At 41.4% G+C, this 21,463-nt stretch carries 17 protein-coding genes, 1 tRNA gene, 1 rRNA gene and 1 other annotated feature; of the genes, 3 read left to right on the top strand and 16 right to left on the bottom strand.

Annotation, left to right across the window (positions count from 1 at the left end; translation table 11 throughout):
• Positions 1 to 70 precede the first annotated feature (70 nt).
• The 3 genes from CZ379_RS00215 to CZ379_RS00200 form a co-directional block, all read right to left on the bottom strand.
• Positions 71 to 2,362 (bottom strand): nSTAND3 domain-containing NTPase, encoded by a 2,292-nt coding sequence (locus CZ379_RS00215; protein WP_199925381.1) that lies wholly within the window; start codon positions 2,360 to 2,362, stop codon positions 71 to 73.
• 201 nt (positions 2,363 to 2,563) lie between these two features.
• Positions 2,564 to 4,228, bottom strand: a complete 1,665-nt coding sequence (locus CZ379_RS00210; RefSeq protein WP_110929760.1) for an ATP-dependent nuclease — start codon at positions 4,226 to 4,228, stop codon at positions 2,564 to 2,566.
• A 779-nt stretch (positions 4,229 to 5,007) separates the two neighbouring features.
• Positions 5,008 to 6,087: a hypothetical protein gene (locus CZ379_RS00200; protein WP_110929758.1), complete on the bottom strand. Its 1,080-nt coding sequence runs from the start codon at positions 6,085 to 6,087 to the stop codon at positions 5,008 to 5,010.
• A gap of 862 nt (positions 6,088 to 6,949) precedes the next feature.
• Between CZ379_RS00200 and CZ379_RS00195 the strand changes: the two genes are divergently transcribed.
• Positions 6,950 to 7,639, top strand: a complete 690-nt coding sequence (locus tag CZ379_RS00195; protein WP_110929757.1) for a hypothetical protein — start codon at positions 6,950 to 6,952, stop codon at positions 7,637 to 7,639.
• Positions 7,640 to 7,666: 27 nt separating this feature from the next.
• Positions 7,667 to 7,957, top strand: coding sequence for a hypothetical protein (locus CZ379_RS00190; RefSeq protein ID WP_110929756.1), 291 nt, complete (start codon positions 7,667 to 7,669; stop codon positions 7,955 to 7,957).
• 68 nt (positions 7,958 to 8,025) lie between these two features.
• Here CZ379_RS00190 and CZ379_RS00185 read toward each other — a convergent pair whose 3' ends face one another.
• Positions 8,026 to 8,514: a hypothetical protein gene (locus CZ379_RS00185; RefSeq protein ID WP_110929755.1), complete on the bottom strand. Its 489-nt coding sequence runs from the start codon at positions 8,512 to 8,514 to the stop codon at positions 8,026 to 8,028.
• 361 nt (positions 8,515 to 8,875) lie between these two features.
• Here CZ379_RS00185 and CZ379_RS00175 point away from each other — a divergent pair, with 361 nt between their 5' ends.
• Positions 8,876 to 9,235: a helix-turn-helix domain-containing protein gene (locus tag CZ379_RS00175; protein WP_110929753.1), complete on the top strand. Its 360-nt coding sequence runs from the start codon at positions 8,876 to 8,878 to the stop codon at positions 9,233 to 9,235.
• Positions 9,236 to 9,312: 77 nt separating this feature from the next.
• On the opposite strand, the gene CZ379_RS00170 is transcribed toward CZ379_RS00175, so the two are convergent.
• The 12 genes from CZ379_RS00170 to rrf all read right to left on the bottom strand — a co-directional run bounded on the left by CZ379_RS00170 (position 9,313) and on the right by rrf (position 19,518).
• The gene (locus tag CZ379_RS00170; RefSeq protein ID WP_110929752.1) at positions 9,313 to 9,570 is read right to left on the bottom strand and encodes a hypothetical protein; all 258 of its coding nucleotides are present in this window, start codon (positions 9,568 to 9,570) and stop codon (positions 9,313 to 9,315) included.
• Positions 9,571 to 9,778: 208 nt separating this feature from the next.
• On the bottom strand, positions 9,779 to 10,840 hold the full coding sequence (locus CZ379_RS00160; RefSeq protein WP_110929750.1) for a tyrosine-type recombinase/integrase: 1,062 nt from the start codon (positions 10,838 to 10,840) through the stop codon (positions 9,779 to 9,781).
• 136 nt (positions 10,841 to 10,976) lie between these two features.
• Positions 10,977 to 11,065, bottom strand: a tRNA-Ser gene (locus CZ379_RS00155).
• A 62-nt stretch (positions 11,066 to 11,127) separates the two neighbouring features.
• Positions 11,128 to 12,411 carry a serine--tRNA ligase gene (gene serS, locus CZ379_RS00150; protein ID WP_110929749.1) on the bottom strand — a complete coding sequence of 428 codons (1,284 nt, stop codon included), beginning with the start codon at positions 12,409 to 12,411 and terminating at the stop codon, positions 11,128 to 11,130.
• A gap of 162 nt (positions 12,412 to 12,573) precedes the next feature.
• A complete protein-coding gene (gene pdxT / locus CZ379_RS00145) occupies positions 12,574 to 13,158 on the bottom strand; it encodes a pyridoxal 5'-phosphate synthase glutaminase subunit PdxT (protein WP_110929748.1) in 585 nt (194 codons plus the stop codon).
• 48 nt (positions 13,159 to 13,206) lie between these two features.
• A complete protein-coding gene (pdxS, locus tag CZ379_RS00140; RefSeq protein WP_110929747.1) occupies positions 13,207 to 14,088 on the bottom strand; it encodes a pyridoxal 5'-phosphate synthase lyase subunit PdxS in 882 nt (293 codons plus the stop codon).
• 176 nt (positions 14,089 to 14,264) lie between these two features.
• Positions 14,265 to 15,674 carry a D-alanyl-D-alanine carboxypeptidase family protein gene (locus tag CZ379_RS00135; RefSeq protein ID WP_110929746.1) on the bottom strand — a complete coding sequence of 470 codons (1,410 nt, stop codon included), beginning with the start codon at positions 15,672 to 15,674 and terminating at the stop codon, positions 14,265 to 14,267.
• 131 nt (positions 15,675 to 15,805) lie between these two features.
• A complete protein-coding gene (guaB, locus tag CZ379_RS00130; protein ID WP_110929745.1) occupies positions 15,806 to 17,263 on the bottom strand; it encodes an IMP dehydrogenase in 1,458 nt (485 codons plus the stop codon).
• Between the two features lie 307 nt (positions 17,264 to 17,570).
• Positions 17,571 to 18,161, bottom strand: coding sequence for an ATP-dependent Clp endopeptidase proteolytic subunit ClpP (gene clpP / locus CZ379_RS00125; protein WP_110929744.1), 591 nt, complete (start codon positions 18,159 to 18,161; stop codon positions 17,571 to 17,573).
• A gap of 57 nt (positions 18,162 to 18,218) precedes the next feature.
• Positions 18,219 to 18,677 (bottom strand): sigma factor-like helix-turn-helix DNA-binding protein, encoded by a 459-nt coding sequence (locus CZ379_RS00120; protein ID WP_110929743.1) that lies wholly within the window; start codon positions 18,675 to 18,677, stop codon positions 18,219 to 18,221.
• Between the two features lie 165 nt (positions 18,678 to 18,842).
• Positions 18,843 to 19,136, bottom strand: a complete 294-nt coding sequence (locus CZ379_RS00115; protein ID WP_110929742.1) for a sigma factor — start codon at positions 19,134 to 19,136, stop codon at positions 18,843 to 18,845.
• Positions 19,137 to 19,401: 265 nt separating this feature from the next.
• Positions 19,402 to 19,518, bottom strand: a 5S ribosomal RNA gene (gene rrf, locus CZ379_RS00110).
• Positions 19,519 to 19,675: 157 nt separating this feature from the next.
• Positions 19,676 to 21,463 (bottom strand) — a sequence feature (most likely nonfunctional fraction of RNA operon).

Below are 21,463 nucleotides of genomic sequence, written 5' to 3'. Positions count from 1 at the left end.
GACCTACGATACACTATTACTCTTATTAACGCTGAAGTTTCCAAGTTGTTACCTAATGGACTTAGTGAAACTATTGTCGAAGCGAACTAAACATATTGCTAATTTTAATGTTTATTATCGCATCATCATTATTTTTTTGCCCCCTGTAACCTCTCAAATCTTCAGAATCCATCTCATCTTGATAATTGCTCATAGCCTGTAATCTTTCTTGCAAATACCTTATATTAGTACTTACTGCACCATCGAAGTATTCATTGACCAAGATTAATTCATCGATCAATTGAACAATCTGATCTTCATCTTTTATCGCTTCTTCTATATCATCTTCTATTGCATCATCTATAGATTTCCTAAGATAATTTTCAAATTTTGCATAGTATACATTAAAATCATCCTCAAACAATTCACTTAAATTCATTAATCCTCTAACATCACTTAGTGAACAAATATTATCAATATATGAATCAATAAATTGGTAAGCATCAATATTAATTATATCTTTGGTTTTAAATATAATATCCACTAGAGTCTCTTTCTCATCTGCAATACAGTTTTCTATTTCAATACTGCTTACTGAACATGCAATAATATGGTTAATATCTGTATTGCTGTAATCGTAATATGAATGCAAATAAAGTATTTTATTTTTTGTGATTTCACTTATCTCATCTGTCGAAATATGCTCAAAATAATCTAACTCATGAAAAGAATTAATCAATTTATTAATGAATTTACGTCTAAGGTTCGATGATAGCCTAATTTTCTTTGATGATAATTTTATAGATGGAGTAAAAAGATTATTTCTCTCATTATCTTTATCAAAAACATCAAATATCGTAAACAAATGATTAAAATAAACCAGACTTTCTATAATCAATTCTAAAAGTTCTTCATCACCTTCTATGTAGTTTAATAAAAAATCTTTAACAGATGGATTTTGAAATTGAATTAAATTCTCTCCATCATATCTTTTTGTTATTTTAATAAAAGTATTCTCTAATTCTTTTAAAGAGTGCAAAAAGCTTTCTCTTTGGAAGGGATAATTATAATATTTACTTTCAAATTTAATCATATTTTTAATTATTCTTAGCATAGCTTGTTCTGTGATTGGGTTATTACTAATAAGTAGCGTATAAAGAATATACTTGGATAAGACACTAATTTGATTTTCAAAGGCATGCAACCAAATTTGGGTTGGATTTTCTAAGGTTTTAATTATAGTATCGGTATAGTTTTCTGGTGCAACTATCGTTTTGTTTAATTTAATCGTCATAAGCTCTATTACTCTAGGATTATAATTAGGGTGGTTAATTATTTTATTGTAACCACTGTCCTTTAAAATAGAAGAAATGTATTCTCCTTCCAAATCAGAAAAAAACAAGTGATTATACAGAATTTCAGCTTTCGATAATACTGTGTATTTAACCAAATCCAAAATATGTTTTCCAAGATTAAAATCGGCTCTAACGAATAACTCATATTTTTGCTTTGCTTGATTAAGAATGTATTCTCTGGTTGTCATAATTAATTTATGATTTTTGCTATTTCTAACCCTTTCAATAAACCCATACAATCTTTTATCTTCATTCTTTTTGATAGTCTTCTCCAGAAAATTACTTCCAAGAAAATCATCATAATAAAAAACCTGCTTCTTTCCTTTTATAAAAAGTCTATTTGCTTCTTCAATATCCTCTGAGATTTCAATAACTTCAAAATCATTCGCTAAATATTCATAGACTAACATTTTAGCCAAAGTTGTTTTTCCAACCCCAGGATTTCCCGAAATAATAATAAAATTTCTATCATTTAAAATATTAATTGCATCATTAAAACTTTCATTTTGGACAAACATTTTAATATCTTTGGTAATATTTTCAACAAGAAATTCAGATCGATTGACAATATTACCATGAAGAATTTTATTAAGAATTTTTGTGCTCGACAACCATAATTTATAGTATTTCTCTTCGATATCTTTATATAAACTTATCAAGTTATTGAGATCATTTTTTCCGAATATATCAGAAGAATTTAAAATATATGGGTGAAATAATTTTTGAATTTCTTCTTTATTGTTCGGTGTCAGACTAGCTGAAGTTACAACTATATATCGATTAGGATGGATTTGATTTACCTTTTGTAGTTCTTTAGTTAAATTACCTTTTAACAATTTGTAATCCTTATATCTCTTACATTGTACTAGCAGGGTTCCATGGTCGTTTAAAGAACCTCTTAAATCGATACCATTATCTCTTCCCTCTGTAAAACTTTCAAGAAAACAATCGAGATATTTTTGAAGTAAATCTCTAGATAACTCCTCAAATTCTATCGCTGACAGATTAAGAAAATCGTATGTATTCACAATATAATCTCCTATGTTTTGTATTTGCAATTTGTTTCATACGAGAAGTATAATTTTACCGGCGCCAAGTACAATTTCATTATATCAAATGCTTGCCCTAACATTTCCTTTTTGAATCAGCATGAATAAAAAGAAAAGCACACTTATGAGCGGCCTATTCTTGAACAGTTTAGGAATCGCTACTTCCTACTTAAACTTACTTTAATTACCTATCTCCTCTACCCCGGTTGCCACCTGATCATTTTCAATAAGCGGAAAAAACAGTTCTTCATATAGACTTTCATTTGTTATCTCTATAATATTCACTTCATTATTTCTATCTAAGTTCTGATCGACAAATAATCTATCAAAGAAAGAATATATCCGATTCTTAACAAGTAAACCCTTGGGGTCATTCATAATAGTGTATATAGTTGCTGTTTTCTTATTATTTGCTATATCTCCAATTCCTATTGCCTGTTCAAAATTTGATACCGAAGCAAAAACCCGGGTAGATTGCATCTTCAGCTTGTAAATGTTCTTGCAATTAGTTAATTGAGCTTTTAGTGTTGTTTGTTCATATTTTTCGTCGTTATCTACATCGTGTATGATAAAATACGGTGCTTTAAATTGATTTAATATTTTCATTAGAGAACAGATTGTACCTTTACCTCTTGCTCTAATAACATGAATTGGAAGCTGCCTTTCTTGGATATAGTGTATTAACGCTACATACTCTGTATCCCCTTCGACTATAACAATATTCTTAGCGAAGAAAAATTCATTTATATAGGAGTCAACATAATTTAGTATTTTCATATTGGTAATATCGTTCTCATCAAAGACAGAGCTTGAGGACTGATACAATTCAATCGCTTCACTAGTACCAATCCTAAAAACCTGAATAGACGCGTGGTTCTCAGAAAGATCAATCAACACTGGTGAATGAGTGGAAATTATTAAAGGCATTTTATTACCAATAGCATATAACGAACGACTTAATGCACGAACTGCTTCTGGATGCAAAAATGCTTCCGGTTCATCGATTAATAGCATCTTATCTTCATTCGTTCCAAGCAATCCTTGTTCAATCATGTTCTGAATAATATAGATAAGACTCATTCTTTGGATACCCGTACCCTGAGTGGTTAAAGGCATTCCTTGATATTGCTTATTGTTTATCGTAACGCTCGAGTTGGTTGACTTTACAATATCTGAAATCGAAAAACCATTACTCTCCCCACCTGTAACCGCAAGCATTAAATCATTATTTGAAAATAGTCCCTGAAGATTCTTAGAAACATTTTCACTCACTATTCTTAATGCATGATCAGTATTTTTTTTCAGTTGGGAAAGAAGTTTTGGAATAGCTCGTTTCAGTTCCAAGTACTCTGAACTCAATTCCTCTGAGTCATCTTTCTCAAGTTTTGTTAATTCTGAAGTTATTATTTGCGAGTAAATTTCATGCACTTGCTTATCTACTTCATCAGTTGTCATGTAGGGAGTTATGTAATATGGGCAATTCTCCAATATTTTGTCTAGTGCCTCTTTTAATGGGTGACCTTTTTTTATCTCCTTCTCGTCTTTGTCATAAAATTTCCCGTTGTCATTTGCATACTTTTTAAGTATGGTCAATTCTTCTCCATCAACTAAAAATACTGCTTCTAGTTCTATGACTTTACTCTCATCTTGGTCTGAGTAGCATTCTATCGGAATTTTTGTTTTGGCTACAGTTGGCAGGAAGAATTGATTGATAGCCTCAAGAAATGTTGATTTCCCAGTGTTATTTTTTCCAGTCAATATAACAATATCTTTTTCGGAAAATTGAATAGAGAATTTCTCACAGAAAACCTTGTAATTAGTTACACTAAATCTCTTAAGCCTCATCAAAATACCCCCTAAGAAAATAGATTTTTCTACCTATTAGATATTGTATACCAAAAATGAAATAGTTACATTTTATTCTATTTATAATAATAATTCAGTATGTCATACTAATCACTCGTCCTCTTAATCCACTCCTTCACAATCTTATAGAATGTATTCCTTTTTAAACCCAACATTGGCTTTAGCTACTGTAATTCCTTCTGATTGTCGCTGCTTAATATTTTCCCGCTCCCATTCAGCTACAAAAGACAATTCTGTGTGATGGTAAAGCTGTAGGGGGTACTTTACAGTCTGAAATGCATCAAAGCTCATTGGAGCAGGCCGAACACTTCAATTCACGAACCCTACAAATAAATATCGCGATACGATAGCCTTTTTAAATCCTGAGAAGTAGCATTTTTACTTGAATTGACAATAGGAACCAAGTTCTCATAGAAGATCATTATCGCAGTCCACGATTACAAACAATCAAACACTTTTGATACTTTCTTCTCCAAAATTTGTAGTTCATTATGTTCTAGAAAAGATAATTTGGCTCTTAACTTCCCTTTATAGTCTCCGTTCACCAAATCCTGTTCTTTGGCACTAAAAAGATATTTTTGCTTATTTGTAACCTTACCTTCACTTCGTTTACTTTCACATAGATACAGGTAGAATACATTCCCATTATTTTTTGCTATTCGTTTCTTCACTCTAATATACATAATAATCACCCTTCAAATTAAGCTGTCATATCACGAAAGAGCCATAGAACATAGTCCTACGGCTGTGACATTAACTTATCTACTAAATATCTCATTTAGCTCTGATAATTCGTCTTCCTCATTTATATCGTATTCTACTACAGCTTTTATTATCTCGCCTGTTTTTTGATTAATAACCATTCCATTTACTTCTTTTTCATTTGCCCAGCCAATCTCTGACTCATATTGTTTCGCTGTTATTTTCCGTTGTTTTGGAATCACATTAAACTGTATCATGCTCGTAGCAAACTCATTAGGCTCCTTAACGCCATAGGTATTTGTTTTTGTTTCCTTATCCTCAGGTTTATCTAAACAGAATGGTTTATGGTCATTTGTTATCATGTTGCATCTCTCTAAATTTTCAAGCTGTTTCTTCACTTCATCTATTGAAAGCCCTGTTAATTGAGCCATTTTCTTTTGAGAACAATTATACGCATTATTAAATTTATCAGTCATGTATTTCAAGAAACAGTACAGGTAGAATCCTTCAACGCCCAACTCTAAATCCATGCAATAAATGAATACATCAATGTCAATCATGTGAGTATTTTGAATCATATAGAATGTTCCATCTTCGTAATTATCTTCCTCTGAATCCTTAAACCGATAGAATCCCTTTACAGGCAACGACACCTTCCAGTTCTTATTATTTCCATAAATTTGTGGATATTCACTCTCATAAACGAATTGAACCTCTTTATACTTTGTTCCTTCTTCATACCAATATCCACAAGGCTTATCTGTCACTTTGCGAATGTAGTCCAGTTTAACCAGTAAACCAGTTTTATTCTTAGTAAGGTATGTATATTGCTCAGATTTCGGGGGAAAACCAAGAATTTGCTTAATTATTCCTTCATTTATACTGGTTGTCACACCCGATTTATCATTGTAATAGTGGTACTGGGCATATCTCCATTGGTAGTTTGCAAGATAATAATAAGCATAAGCATATGCAATATGCGTTGAAGTTTTACCTTGCATTTCCTCTGATGCAAATGCTTTTGGTAAATCCTCGAAAATCTCATTAGGCATGTATACTTCATGTTGTTTTTCATTTACTCCAAGTAGCTTAATCATCATCGATTTAGTGAAATATGTCTGTCTTTTTCTCGCCATTTTCATCTCTCCTGTCTATTATCCCCTACAATTGATTATCCAGATTAAATAACTAAACCTTAAAATTATCAATACTCGCTTGTAAGTTACCGCTTCTTGCAAATAACCAAAACCTATTACCACTCTTCTCATGTAATGCGGAGCAAATGTAGCTAAATCCGCACCTCTTTAAATGCGCCATCATCTTTGCGTTGTAGCAAAAGAAATAATCCTGCTCTACTCGCATTTACAATTCCCCCTCTATTACTTTTCAAAAAGAAACTTTTGCCCTTACATTTCTAATAGCGTTTAAGCCAATGATTTTTCTAGTCTTTCGGCTACGTTCCAATATTAATGAAACAAATTCATTATCGTAAAATCCGTTCAACTACACCCTTATTTAATAATATAATAATACTGAAAATTAATATCACAATATAGATTATTATTATATAAGAGCGCTATAGAACGGATTTTAGAATTGAGAACACCTCAACAATCAGTCTATGAATAGACAGAAGTGGTTTGTGTTCAACTAGGGGCACTCAATAAAATACGAGTTTTATTCAGATTGAAGAAGCAAGTTAATGAATAAAATAAAGAAATCACAATAAATCAGTTTACATCTTCAATTTGCTAACATTATGCTCTAGCAGTAACTCTGTCGTCAGTTCTGCTCGATTTCAAGCACATATGACTCACAAGAAGAATCAAGCTGGATAATTATCGCAGAAGTGACTAGCAACGACAGTACTTTCTTTGGCATTTGGTATATATTTACATCCCCAAAGCGGTAGGTTATATTTATCTAAAAGTACGCCTGTCGATAGTCATTCGTTAAGAATAATAGATGATTACCGTCCTAACCCGAAAGGAGATATCTATGCAGAATCAAACGAATACTGATGTTATCAAATGCCTTCACTTTTCGCCAAATAAGAAAGCCCAAATTAAAGAATTATCTCATGAGGACATTGACAACACCTTCATGGAAATTCGAGTCACAGATAACTTCCATGTGCTTTTTAATAGCACGGCAGATTTCCGTCAGAAATACATCATTCAAAGACAGCCGTTTGACTTCCCCTTCTATGTTGTTCGAGATAGCCTTGAACACTATGAAATTTATACATCGCTTACTGATGAAGACGTTCTGCAGTTGAAGTCTAACCATAACTTACTTAGCTCAATGATTAAGAAAAGCTTAACGATTACAAAAGAACAACTTTGGAGCACTGGCAATGACGAAGAACTCGAAATATATGAGAAAATCATCACTTGGGGAAAAGGAAAACCACCTTACATCAAGAAAGAGAGTCCAACCGTTCTACAAAAATACATCGTACTAGATAGCATTACGGGATTCGAATCGGAAGAGGATGATTACAATGAAGGATACTCATTTATGGTTGAGCGAAGTGATTTTTTAAATGCTTTGTTCAACTATAAGTCCTTAGATAAACCATGCTACATTGCTTTTGTGGATTGGGTTGATGATATATGGAGACTACTCGAACGTAGAGAGTCAGAGGGTGTACTAGAATATGTCAAGCAGTATTATTTCATGTCTTAACCAATTAGGTAAAGGATGAGTGAGACAATGTTCACAATCGAGCAATGTGTAATGTGTGGATTGACGGATGTTCTAAACCAAACACTTTCAATTCCAGTGAATATCAATGGAATCGTGTCTGTTAATGTTCTAGGCGCGAAATGCGCTAATCCAAATTGCGGAGAGGAATATTACAATAGTGAAGACACAGAAGTAATCAGACAGTTTGAGGAAATTATCAAACGACAAGCATTGCTTAGTCGAATTAAACCAATGTACTTACAATCAAAGGAATACCAAATATCATCAGCGAAAGCCGCTAGAGATGATGATGAATAGGTACGAACAACAAACGAAAGCCATCCCTTCACAGGATGGCTTTCGTTATTTGATTTCATGAAGTCGAATTAGTCAACGTATTTTTTGAACTCATTCAAATCGTCTTTGGCACTTTCCCGTTTCTTCTTCATAATATCATCAATGTTGATATAATCCTCATATTTAGATTTGACACCTAGTTCTTTATCCAATTTTGCCATGTGATGTTTTGTCTTTGCATTTTTTATGTCCAATGCAACGGCACTAAGTGAAAGCATTAACTTAGAAACCTCTATCGCCATATCTCCATCTACTTTTAAAAAATGGTCTATTGCGTCATCTGCCATATTAATAACCGTCTGCTCAATTTCGATTTCCTCTTTTTTTGCATTCGCTGCGTCAGGCAAATCATTAGCTACCTTTAGGAAATCAATCAGAATAGCCGCATCTTCCGTTGTTACTTTGTCAGCGTATTCAGATTTAATCTTGTAATCAAAAGCTACACCACTTGATGAACAAGCAGTAATTGAAAGACACAAGATAATTGCTAATAATGCCGTTAGTCGATTACGTTTCACTCTTCAAACTCCCTTACCACAATGTTTTTTTAGCACTTGCTCACTTTTTCGCAAGCATCGAGATAATCATTCATTAAATTGATTTCCTTCTTTAGCTGATTAATCTCCTTATCAAGCTGTTTAATTCTAGCCTTTCGTTTATCACTCTCTGATTCACAAGCCGTTCCCACTAGAATCAAACAGATGCAAGTAAAGCCGAATATGTAGTTCTTTAATCTCACATATACGCACCTCCTAGTTGTAAAGTCATATATCAAATATAGTATCGTATATATACGATGTTATCAACGAATCTTCTGATATGAGATTATGTAAAAGCCTGCACTCCTTCCATACGCTTGAATGGAAGGGAAGTGTTAGAATGTCTTCTGATTTTTTAAAACTCGTTGGAGAACGTATTAGAACGTTACGCAAAGAAAAAGGCTACACCCAAGAATCATTATCAGAAAAATCCGGCATACACGTTACATATATTTCAGATATTGAACGCGGCGAACGAAATATCTCATTGGAAACGCTGGAAAGAGTGATTATCGCTTTGGAAGTGAATCCAGTCGAGGTTTTCAGAGTCGAGGGTATTGAAGGTATTGAGGAAAGGGCTGATAGACAAGAACTAATTGAAGCACTTAACTCTTTATTGTCGGGAAGAAAAACTGAGGAAGTAAAACTAGTACTTCGTCTTGCTAAGGATGTGCTGGGTACATATGATAAGCTGAAATAACAAATCACCCATTCGCAAAGAAGTCGAATGGGTGATGTTGTAATAACATTACTGTATAATATCGTTTTGGTCATTAACTATTCACTCTGACCAATCCTGTTTGATAAAATCGTTTTTGCAAGCCGTAAATCTAACAGTTCGGAAAGACAAGTGATTTCTGCTGAATGTAGCATTGTCAAAACTTCTTCAACGGTCGGCAAATCAAGAACGCTAGTACCTCTCTTATGAACTAGCATCAACAATTCTGAAATCATTTCCTGATATGTCTTTAGTTTGAAACACAATTCATCCTCTCTGTATACGAGTTGTTCGTATTTGTCGAAGTCCACGCTCATTTTACAACCTCCTGATGGAAGGAAGAAGCTAACAACAACTCTCTCTCCGCTTTCAAACGCCCAATCTCGGCTCGTATAGCTTGTCTGCGTTCTGGACAAGTGTCTTTTTCGATATGTTCCAAAACAAGCTTAGAGTGCGCCCTAGCGGGTTCTAAGAGCTTTGGAGCGATAGTGTTATCCCCCATAGCTAACCATACGCTTCGTGATGTTACCATTGCTTAGTTCCCCCATTCATGAACTTCTCATACTGCTCACGAACATCAGCAACATCTAAATTAACGTAACGATTTACCATTTCCATGGAGGAATGTCCAAGCAATCTACGTAATGAAAACGGGTCGCCTGTTGCCTTTATATAACGAGTCGCAAACGTATGTCGGAAAGTGTGGGGACTTATGCGAACGCCTGAAATTTTAGCCTTCTTACCAATGAAACTGATACATCTGGTAGCCCAATTCTTATCTAAGGGTTGACCAAACTCGTTGAGGAACAAGTTTGGGGCTTGCCCATTGATCTCATGCCAAGCAAGGTATATAACTAACAGTTCTTGTGTTCTCACTCCATAATAAACCGTCCGTGCTTTTCTGGTTTTAGCTGACTCAGCCCGAACAGATGCGGAACGTTTTTGTAGATCAATTTCCTCCACTAAAATCCTCATACATTCACCAATACGAACCCCTGTATCAAGCAGGAAAGACATTAACAGCGCATCACGTAGTCCAGTAAAGGTAGTTAGTTCACAGCAATTAAACAATTTACGCTCCTGAGCCTTTGAGATTATCTGAAAGTCTTCTTCTGGAACCTTCAGCAGTTCAACATTGTTAAAGGGGGATTCTTTTATGATTCCCTCGCTCATAGACCAATTGAACATTGCTTTGATTGTTCTCAGTCTGATATTTATTGTGGAAGGCTTCAACTTCTGTACCGTCAACATATGAGAAATCCATGAACGAATCACATCGCGATTAGGTACAAAGTTGTCCAGACCGCTGTACTCTGATGACAAGAAACGGCGAAACCAGTTCATGTGTTTCCTGTAGTCCTCTAAGGTACGCTCTGCCGCTCCTGCGGCTTGCCGTGCGGCATAGTAGCGATTAAACAGCTTAGTCAATGTCAGAGTCTCATGTAGCGGTTTCTCTGCTTCTTGATGAGCAGGGCGGGACGTTTCCAAGACCGAAGGAGTAAGTCGGTCTAATAGCCGCTGGGGTAAATCCAGATTATTCTTTCTTTGTCCTCGTTTATGAGCTGATCTGCCTGTGTTTGCGCTCATACTTCCATTCCTCCCGTTAGTTTTTTGTCTAACGGTCACGAATACAAAAAAACGCACCAGACCGCTGTTCAACAGTCAAGTGCGTTTCAGTCAAAATCGCATCAATTCCTTATGCGATATGTATTCTTAATAAATCTGGCGGAGAGGGTGGGATTCGAACCCACGTGGGCTTGCACCCTAACGGTTTTCAAGACCGCCCCGTTATGACCACTTCGGTACCTCTCCAAAAGGTGAATCTGATTAGCGTAACAAATCAGATTCTACCACAGAGTTAATTCACACGCAAGTTATTTCTTACTGTGAATATATTCAACACCGCCCATGTATGGACGAAGCACTTCCGGTACCTCCACATGGCCGTCTTCTAGCTGGTAATTTTCAAGAATGGCCGCAACCGTGCGCCCTACAGCTAACCCCGAGCCGTTCAGTGTATGCACGAATTCCGGTTTTGCTTTAACCTCTGGACGAAAGCGGATATTCGCACGTCGAGCTTGGAAATCCTCTACGTTAGAGCAAGAGGAAATCTCACGGTACATCCCGGATTCCGGCAGCCACACCTCCAGATCATACGTCTTAGCCGCTGTAAAGCCAAGGTCGCCCGTACACAAAGCCAACACGCGATAAGGAAGCTTCAACAGCTGCAGCACACGCTCTGCATTCGCTGTCATTTTCTCCAATTCCTCATAAGATTGATCTGGATGAACAATTTTAATCATCTCTACCTTGTTGAATTGGTGCTGGCGAATCAAACCTCGCGTATCCCTGCCAGCAGCACCTGCCTCGGAGCGGAAGCAAGAGCTATAAGCCACATAATTCCGCGGCAGATCCTCTGCGCTCAGAATCTCGTCCCGATGAAAATTCGTTACGGGTACTTCCGCCGTCGGAATTAAGTAGTAACCATCCTCCGTCAGCTTAAATAGATCCTCTTCGAACTTCGGCAGTTGACCGGTTCCATAGAGGCTATCCTGGTTAACGATATACGGAGGTAGCATTTCTTCATACCCATGCTCATCGCTGTGCAAATCCATCATGAAATTAATCAATGCCCGTTCAAGACGCGCTCCAAGCCCCTTGTAAAAAGTAAATCTAGAGCCAGTTACCTTAGCTCCTGCCTCAAAGTCGAGGATGCCAAGGTCAGCAGCGATATCCCAGTGAGCCTTTGGCGTAAAATCGAACTGGCGAGGCTCACTCCAACGGCGAACCTCCACATTCTCTTCTTCGGAAGCTCCTACCGGAACATCTTGATGTGGAATGTTAGGTATAGCAAGCATTAGCTCATCGATCTGCGCCTCCAGAGCCCGGACTTCGTCATCCAACTCTTTAATGCGGTCACCCACCTCACGCATTTCGATGATCAGCTCATCCGCATCCTCTTTGTTCTTCTTGCGTTTAGCGACTTCAGCTGATACCATGTTACGACGGTTCTTCAGCGACTCACTTTCCTGCAGCAATTCACGGCGCTTGCCGTCCATCGAGGCGAAGCCCGATATAAGCTCCAGCGAGGCTCCTCTGTCCTGGAGCGCTTTCTCAACACGCTCGAAATCATTTCGCATTATTTTTACATCTAACATGGGTTGTCCCTCCTAGAATCATCCCGCCAGGTCTTTTGCTCGATAAGGTTGCTTAGCTAAGCAAGTCAGACCGGTTTGGGATCACCAGAGAACTCGGGCGTCCTCCGTTTAAAGCAAACAAACCTTAACCCTTGGGAAAGAGTCAAGGTGTCTGATCAGCCCTTACTTTGCGGCCGCTTTGTTTGCCTGAATCATTTCTGTAAAATATTTATGCAACGAAACATCGTCCGTCAATTCGGGATGAAATGACGACACGAGCAAATGCCCTTGACGTGCAGTCACGATTTCATCATTATACTTGGACAATACCTCAACGCCTTCGCCAACCTCGGTGATCAAAGGCGCACGGATAAATACCGCGCGAAGCGGCTCCTGAAGGCCCTTCACATCCAAGTTAGTCTCAAAGCTCTCCCGTTGGCGCCCGAACGCGTTACGAGATACGCTGATGTCCATAACGCCCAGGTGGGGCTCTTCCCCGCCTTCAATTTTCTTCGCCATCACAATCAGTCCAGCACAGGTGCCAAACAGAGGCTTACCTTCGCCGGAGAACTGCTGAACAGCCTTGATAAAGCCATATTTCCTCATGAGCTTGCCAATGGTTGTACTCTCCCCGCCGGGGATAATCAGCCCATCGATATCCAGAAGCTGCTCGGGGTGCTTTACAGCAACGCCCTCCGCCCCAGCGCTCTCAATGCTTCTTATATGCTCCGAAACGGCGCCCTGCAGCGCCAGCACTCCTACTTTCATGGAGAAACCTTCTTTCTATCTGACTCGGAAAAGAAATGCAGCTGCCAATTACCAACCGCGATCCGACATACGCTCAGCCGGAGACAATTTGGAAATTTCGATGCCTTTCATCGGCGTTCCTAGGTTCTTCGATACTTCAGCAATCAGCTTGTAGTCCGTATAATGCGTTGTAGCTTCGACGATCGCACGAGCAAATTTCTCAGGATTCTCCGATTTGAAAATACCCGAGCCCACAAACACACCATCCGAACCAAGATGCATCATTAGCGCCGCATCGGCAGGAGTAGCCACGCCGCCAGCAGCAAAGTTAACTACTGGGAGCTTGCCGTTCTCATGAACTTCAAGCAACAAATCATAAGCAACGCCGAGATTTTTGGCTTCAGCGTACAGCTCGTCCTTGGACATGCTTTGTACGGAACGGATTTGGCTGTTGATCAGACGCATATGACGAACAGCTTCAACAATGTTGCCGGTTCCTGGTTCGCCTTTCGTACGGATCATCGATGCGCCTTCGCTAATACGACGCAGCGCTTCGCCGAGATCTTTTGCTCCGCAGACAAATGGAACGGTGAAATCACGTTTATCGATGTGGAACACCTCATCCGCAGGCGTCAACACTTCACTCTCATCCAAATAGTCTACCCCGAGAGATTCCAAAACTTTCGCTTCTACATAATGCCCGATCCGCGCTTTGGCCATAACCGGAATAGATACTACTTTCATAACCTCTTCAACAATTGTAGGGTCAGCCATGCGAGCTACGCCCCCAGCCGCACGAATATCAGAAGGAACGCGCTCCAAAGCCATAACAGCTGTGGCTCCAGCCGCCTCAGCAATCTTCGCTTGTTCCGCATTCATGACGTCCATAATGACGCCGCCTTTTTGCATTTCGGCCATACCTCTTTTTACACGTGATGTTCCTGTTTCCATGTCCACGCCTCCCGATTTAATCTAAATATATCCCCATGCTATGAGGCTTTGGCATATGACCTAATCCCCATAAACATTACTTCTGTCTCGATTCTACATGCGATAATCTAACTTGATATTTTACAATATTTAAGCCAAATATACAACCCATTTACTCGGGATTTATATCTTGCAAATTAGAAAAGATTCTTGATTCCATTAAACAGATCCTTGAAAAAGTCTCCGATCGCGCGCAGGAATAACTTAAACCAATTCGCCTTCTCTGCGTCCTGGGCCGTGATCAGCTTCACCGTCTTCTCTACAGGCTCGTCAGAGCCCGGAGCTTTGAAAGAGTAGGTAACTGTACCAACTTCCGTCCCTTGCTTCAGAGGGGCCACTAGGGCCGTCTCCTCGTTCAGGGATACCGTTGCTTGTAAGCTGCTCATGTCCGCACCTTTAGGCACAACGAAACTAACCCCTTGATCCGTTACAACAGGCACGTCCACATTTTTCGCCTTCTTTACGGTTACCGTTTCGGTTCCTTCTACCGTCGTTTTTGGAGCAACGACCTGCTTGGTCTCGAAGTTGTTGAACCCGTAATCCAACACTTTACGCGTCTCGACGAACCGTACGTCCTCAGCTTTCATCGTCTTCGTAGCTTCTGTTCCCATAACGACACTGATCAGTCGCATCCCATCCCGTTCTGCCGTGCCCGTAAAGCAGCTGCCGGCTCTGGAGGTATGCCCGGTCTTCAAGCCGTCCAGTCCCTCATAAGCAAATTGTTTGAAGTTGGTTACATTCTTATTCGCCTCAAGCATGTAGTTCCAGTTCACCATTGGCTTCTTGTCCCGAGGCCGGAACTGATATTCCTGAATCGTTGTAAACTCAGTAAAATCTGGGTGATCCGTAACGATGTATTTAGCAAGAATCGCCGCATCCATAGCGGACATCACGGTATCCTTATCATTGGCTGGCTGGAATTCCTTCGGCATATCTTTAATATCCAGGCCCGTAGAGTTTGCAAAATAAGTGTTGGTCATCCCCATGCGCTGAGCCTCATCATTCATCATCTCGACGAAGGCCAGCTCAGAACCAGCGACATGCTCAGCCAAAGCTACAGTTGCATCATTCGCTGAACCAACCGCCATGGCAATGTACAGCTCCCGGATTGTATGTTGATCCCCTTGCGCTAGAAAGATGCGTGAACCAATTGTCTTGGACGCATTCTCACGCACGGTAACCACATCATCCCAGCTAAACTTTCCTTGCTTCACCAAGTCTGCAACGATGTACTCTGTCATCATCTTGGTCATACTTGCAGGAGGAAGCGGAGTGTCCCCATTTACATTCAGAAGAACTTGGCCGGATACCGGCTCCAATAATATCGCAGATTTAACCTTAAGTTCTAGAGATTCTACAGACGGAATGCTAGAGTTGCTTTGCTGTCCTGCAGGCTTGGTTGACGTAGCTTCGGTTTGCTGTCCTTCAGCAAGCGCGACTGCAGGTACCATTGATAGACATAACATATTTAGTAACAGAACAGAGGCGACGCTTTTACGAAGGATTTGGCGTTTCGATGTTTTAGGTTTCTTTTCTTTCAGTTTCAATGCTCTTAAAGCTCCCCTCATATACTCGTTCGATTGCTTAATCTATTCTATCACAGCGGAATACGCAAAAAAAGACAGACCGGGCAGATTTCGCCCAGTCTGTTATGGAAAATGGTGGTGTGGTCAATTTATTACAAAGAATAGTTTGGTGCTTCCTTCGTAATTTGCACATCATGCGGATGACTCTCGCGAAGGCCTGCCCCTGTAATGCGGACAAAGTACGTATCATTGCGAAGCTCATCCAGATTAGCTGTTCCGCAGTAGCCCATTCCCGAACGCAAGCCGCCCAGCAGCTGATGGATCGTATCAGATAAAGGCCCTTTATAGGCAACGCGTCCTTCGATCCCTTCCGGTACGAGCTTCTTGTCATCGTCCTGGAAGTAGCGATCCTTACTTCCTTGCTTCATTGCCCCTAGGGAGCCCATCCCTCTATACACTTTAAAACGACGCCCTTGATAAATCTCCGATTCGCCAGGGCTTTCTTCCGTACCGGCCAGCAGACTTCCCAGCATGACCGCGTGGGCTCCGGCAGCAATGGCCTTCGTAATTTCCCCGGAGTACTTGATGCCTCCGTCCGCAATGATCGGAATGCCATACTCGCGGGCAACGGATGCGCAATCGTACACCGCGGTAATTTGCGGAACACCGATTCCAGCGATCACACGCGTAGTACAAATCGAACCAGGGCCGATACCGACTTTGACTACGGAAGCACCTGCCTCAATTAAGTCGCGTGTCGCTTCTCCCGTTGCTACGTTGCCGGCAATAATCGTTAATTCTGGATACCGTTTGCGAAGCTCCCTAACCGTATCGAGGATATTAATATGGTGACCGTGCGCAGAGTCTACTGTAATAACGTCAACTCCAGCCTTTACCAAAGCATCAGCCCGTACGAAGGAATCGGACGATACGCCAATAGCTGCTCCGACAAGCAATCTGCCCTGCTCATCTTTTGCCGCGTTCGGGAATTGGATCGCCTTCTCGATATCTTTGATCGTAATAAGACCTTTGAGCGTATTCGAATCATCAACCAATGGAAGCTTCTCAATTTTGTGCTGCTGCAAGATGCCCTCGGCTTCTTGAAGCGTCGTTCCTACCGGAGCCGTCACCAGGTTCTCGTGCGTCATGACCTCGCTGATCTTAATGCTGTAATCATGTACGAAGCGCAAATCCCGGTTTGTCAAAATACCGACCAGCTTCTGCTCCTCATTCACGATAGGAACCCCGGAAATCCGGTACTTGCCCATCAATTCCTCTGCGTCCGAGACCAAATGATCCGGCATAAGGGAGAACGGATTCGTGATAACGCCGCTCTCTGATCGTTTAACACGATCCACTTCCTCCGCTTGCTGCTCCACAGGCATATTCTTATGAATAATGCCGATGCCGCCTTCCCGCGCAATTGCGATCGCCATAGCCGCTTCCGTTACTGTATCCATGCCAGCGCTTATAAGCGGCATATTCAGCTTAACTTTATCGCTTAATCTTGTAGACAAATTAACCTCTTTCGGAAGCACCTCCGATTTACGAGGGACGAGCAATACGTCATCAAATGTTAAGCCTTCCTTATTAAATTTACTTTCCCACACCTTAGTTTTTCCTCCCTTATATTCTATTCCTCGTCGACCGAATTCCCTTATATATCAAGGCCGGAAAGACACTTACGAAAATATATTATTGTACATCTTAGCAAAGGGCATATAGCCTGTCAAGAACAAGCACCAGGAAATACCACCAGACTTCCACAGACATACTAGTGTCTACAGGAGAAGTACAAAAAGACTTCACATCTTCGTAGCCGTTGATCTATTGTTTCCCCTTTTCCACGAAAGTCATCCTATCTTCGCAAATAAAGAAAGAGCATTGCCTTGTAGGCAACACTCTAAGTCGTTATGTTCAGGAGCTTGCTCTATAAATTACCTGATCAATAGCACCGTATTCAACCGCTTCCTCAGCGGACATAAAATAGTCGCGATCCATGTCTTTGGCTATACGCTCTAACGACTGACCGGTACGCTCGGCCGCAATGGCATTCAATCTTTCCCGAGTACGAACAATGCGCCTTGCACTGATTTCAATATCGCTGGCCTGACCCTGAACCCCGCCATGTGGTTGATGAATCATGACCTCGCTGTTAGGCAATGCAAAGCGCTTGCCTTTTGTACCCGACAACAACAATATAGCTGCGAAGGAAGCTGCCATACCGGAGCAGATCGTCTGAATGTCAGGTTTGACATACTGCATCGTATCATATATCGCGAATCCCGCTGAAGTAGAACCGCCTGGACTGTTAATGTAGAAGTGAATATCCTTCTCGGGATCTTCTGCAGCAAGCAAAAGCATCTGTGCGCTTATGCTATTGGCCACGTGGTCATCGATCGCCGAGCCTAGAAATATGATACGATCCTTCAGTAGCCTGGAATATATATCATACGAGCGTTCGCCGCGGCTTGTTTGCTCAATTACATAAGGTATAACCGTGCTCATGCATCCAACACCTTCCTAATAAGTTGAAATTTTGAGTAGCTCTTAGCAGCTTAATCTTTAAGCTGCAATTAGGGCCAGTGATCCGATGTCGTCTGTAACATATGAGCGGCGCTGATATTGAGGATGACGATACTGCTTCTCTTTGCTGCACTCCAATACAGGCGGCTGTGTTTGATCAAGCGCTTTTGATTCATTCATAAGCATCAGCAGCGCGTGCGGACTATGCTCCCGGAATGCTTTTAAATAGGCATAGACGATTTTTTCATCTACCTGGATCTTATTTTGTAGGTTTTCTCTCTGACCCTCACTCCTCCCTAGATCCAAGTCTTGACTCTTCGATCGAAGCTTCGTTCGAGCTCGATGAAGCAAAGCCTTAACGGCTCCCTCCGTCGTATGGAGCATCTCCGCCGTCTCTGCAGCCGTGTAACGAAATACATCTACAAGCAGCAGTGCAGTCCGCTGATTGACAGGAAGATGGTACACAAGGGTCTCCATAGCGTTCCAGAGTGAGGTCATGTCCGTATGCTCTTCAAAGGGTGCAACTTGATCGAAAGTATTAAATGCTGTTGCAACTCTCCTTTTGCGATGAAGATCAATGTATATGTGATTGGCTACCTTGTACAAATAAGATTTATTAATGTTGGGGCTGCCCTTTTCAAAAGAGGTTCTCCATACCTTCAGTCACGTCTCCTGAACAAGCTCTTCCGCTTCCCAGGCTGAACCAGCTAAAGATCGGCAATATTGTTTCAGCGCTGTCTGATATGTCTGCACCCATTCAACAAACCAACGCTGACCATCCTTAAACGAAAGCTCCGCTTCAGACTGATGCTCTGACACCTGCGCCGGCTTGATTGGTTGGAAAGGCTTCAATGGTTGAACAGACTCCGTTTCTTGCGCTGCCTTCGTGAATTCAAAATTAGATTCCTGCCGAGCTTTAGCTTTAGCGAGGTGAATTCTTGCCAGCTTATAGCACATTACAGTGTCACACCTTCTTTTGTATATTCATTTAACTTATCTATCTATATAAACGGAAAAAACGCGAATAACGATACGGTATCTTTACCACTTTTTTTAAAAAAATAATCATTGGATAAGTTTAAGCAAGATGTTATATACAAATACTGCTCGGTAATCCGGCATACATCGAAAAAAAACCTTTTTTAGGACTTGTTAAGAAAATGCTGCAACTTAAACGCAAAAAGGCACTACCGATATAATATCAGTAGTGCCTCTTATAATTGCTTGGCGACGTCCTACTCTCCCAGGACCCTGCGGTCCAAGTACCATCGGCGCTGGAGGGCTTAACGGTCGTGTTCGAGATGGGTACGTGTGGAACCCCTCCGCCATTGCCACCAAACGTGATTTTTGCACTGCATTCACTTCTTCGATCTGCTACAACAAAATATCAGACCTTAGAACAAACATGCAGCTTAAACTGCATTTCAGATGTTTAATCACCTGAAAACTGGATACGAAACAACCATTTGCGTGTTAGCCCTACTTCATATAGGGAATTGGATAAGCCCTCGACCGATTAGTACCTGTCAGCTCCATACATTGCTGCACTTCCACCTCAGGCCTATCAACCTCGTCGTCTTCAAGGGGTCTTACTAAATTGGGAAATCTCATCTTGAGGAGGGCTTCACGCTTAGATGCTTTCAGCGTTTATCCCATCCGCACGTAGCTACCCAGCTATGCTCCTGGCGGAACAACTGGTGCACCAGCGGTGCGTCCATCCCGGTCCTCTCGTACTAAGGACAGCTCCTCTCAAATTTCCTACGCCCACGACAGATAGGGACCGAACTGTCTCACGACGTTCTGAACCCAGCTCGCGTACCGCTTTAATGGGCGAACAGCCCAACCCTTGGGACCTACTTCAGCCCCAGGATGCGATGAGCCGACATCGAGGTGCCAAACCTCCCCGTCGATGTGGACTCTTGGGGGAGATAAGCCTGTTATCCCCAGGGTAGCTTTTATCCGTTGAGCGATGGCCCTTCCATGCGGTACCACCGGATCACTAAGCCCGACTTTCGTCCCTGCTCGACTTGTCAGTCTCGCAGTCAAGCTCCCTTTTGCCTTTGCACTCTACGAATGATTTCCAACCATTCTGAGGGAACCTTGGGGCGCCTCCGTTACTCTTTAGGAGGCGACCGCCCCAGTCAAACTACCCGCCTGACACTGTCCCCGAACCGGGTCACGGTCCTAGGTTAGAACTTCGATACGATCAGGGTGGTATCCCAACGATGCCTCCACCGAAGCTGGCGCTCCGGATTCCTAGGCTCCCACCTATCCTGTACAAATCGCATCAAAGTTCAATATCAAGCTGTAGTAAAGCTCCATGGGGTCTTTCCGTCTTGTCGCGGGTAACCTGCATCTTCACAGGTATTAAAATTTCACCGGATCTCTCGTTGAGACAGCGCCCAAGTCGTTACGCCATTCGTGCGGGTCAGAATTTACCTGACAAGGAATTTCGCTACCTTAGGACCGTTATAGTTACGGCCGCCGTTTACTGGGGCTTCGGTTCACAGCTTCGGGATTACTCCCTAACCGCTCCCCTTAACCTTCCAGCACCGGGCAGGCGTCAGCCCGTATACTTCGCCTTACGGCTTCGCACAGACCTGTGTTTTTGCTAAACAGTCGCTTGGGCCTTTTCACTGCGGCCCCCTCGTGCTATTCACACTACCGGGGCACCCCTTCTCCCAAAGTTACGGGGTCATTTTGCCGAGTTCCTTAACGAGAGTTCTTCCGCGCGCCTTAGAATTCTCTTCTCGCCTACCTGTGTCGGTTTGCGGTACGGGCACCTTCTCCTGGCTAGAGGCTTTTCTTGGCAGTGTGAGATCATGACCTTCGGTACTGTANCATTTAAATTCATCAGAAAAGGAATATTTCTAAAACGCAAATTTCGTTTCGTTATCCAGTTTTCAAGGATCAATCTCGATTACTTTCGGGTCGTTCACGAATCGTGTTGACTAAAAGTAACGAGGGTTTTGAGAGTTGAACTCTCAAAACTGACCAACGAGTGAGCTAAAAGCTTTACGAAGTAAAGCTACTTCGAAAGCATATCCCCCTTTGCATCCGCAAAGGGATCGGCGACTTTCGTCAGCCTTTTTTTGAATGTCTTCGTTGCAGAAGACGATTCTCCATAGAAAGGAGGTGATCCAGCCGCACCTTCCGATACGGCTACCTTGTTACGACTTCACCCCAATCATCTACCCCACCTTCGGCGGCTGGCTCCTTGCGGTTACCTCACCGACTTCGGGTGTTGTAAACTCTCGTGGTGTGACGGGCGGTGTGTACAAGAC

Origin of the sequence: Paenibacillus bouchesdurhonensis, from assembly GCF_900155685.1 — a bacterium.
Classification (GTDB): domain Bacteria; phylum Bacillota; class Bacilli; order Paenibacillales; family Paenibacillaceae; genus Fontibacillus; species Fontibacillus bouchesdurhonensis.
The sequence above is the reverse complement of the archived record's forward strand: the minus strand, read 5'-3'. Positions and strand labels throughout refer to the sequence as shown.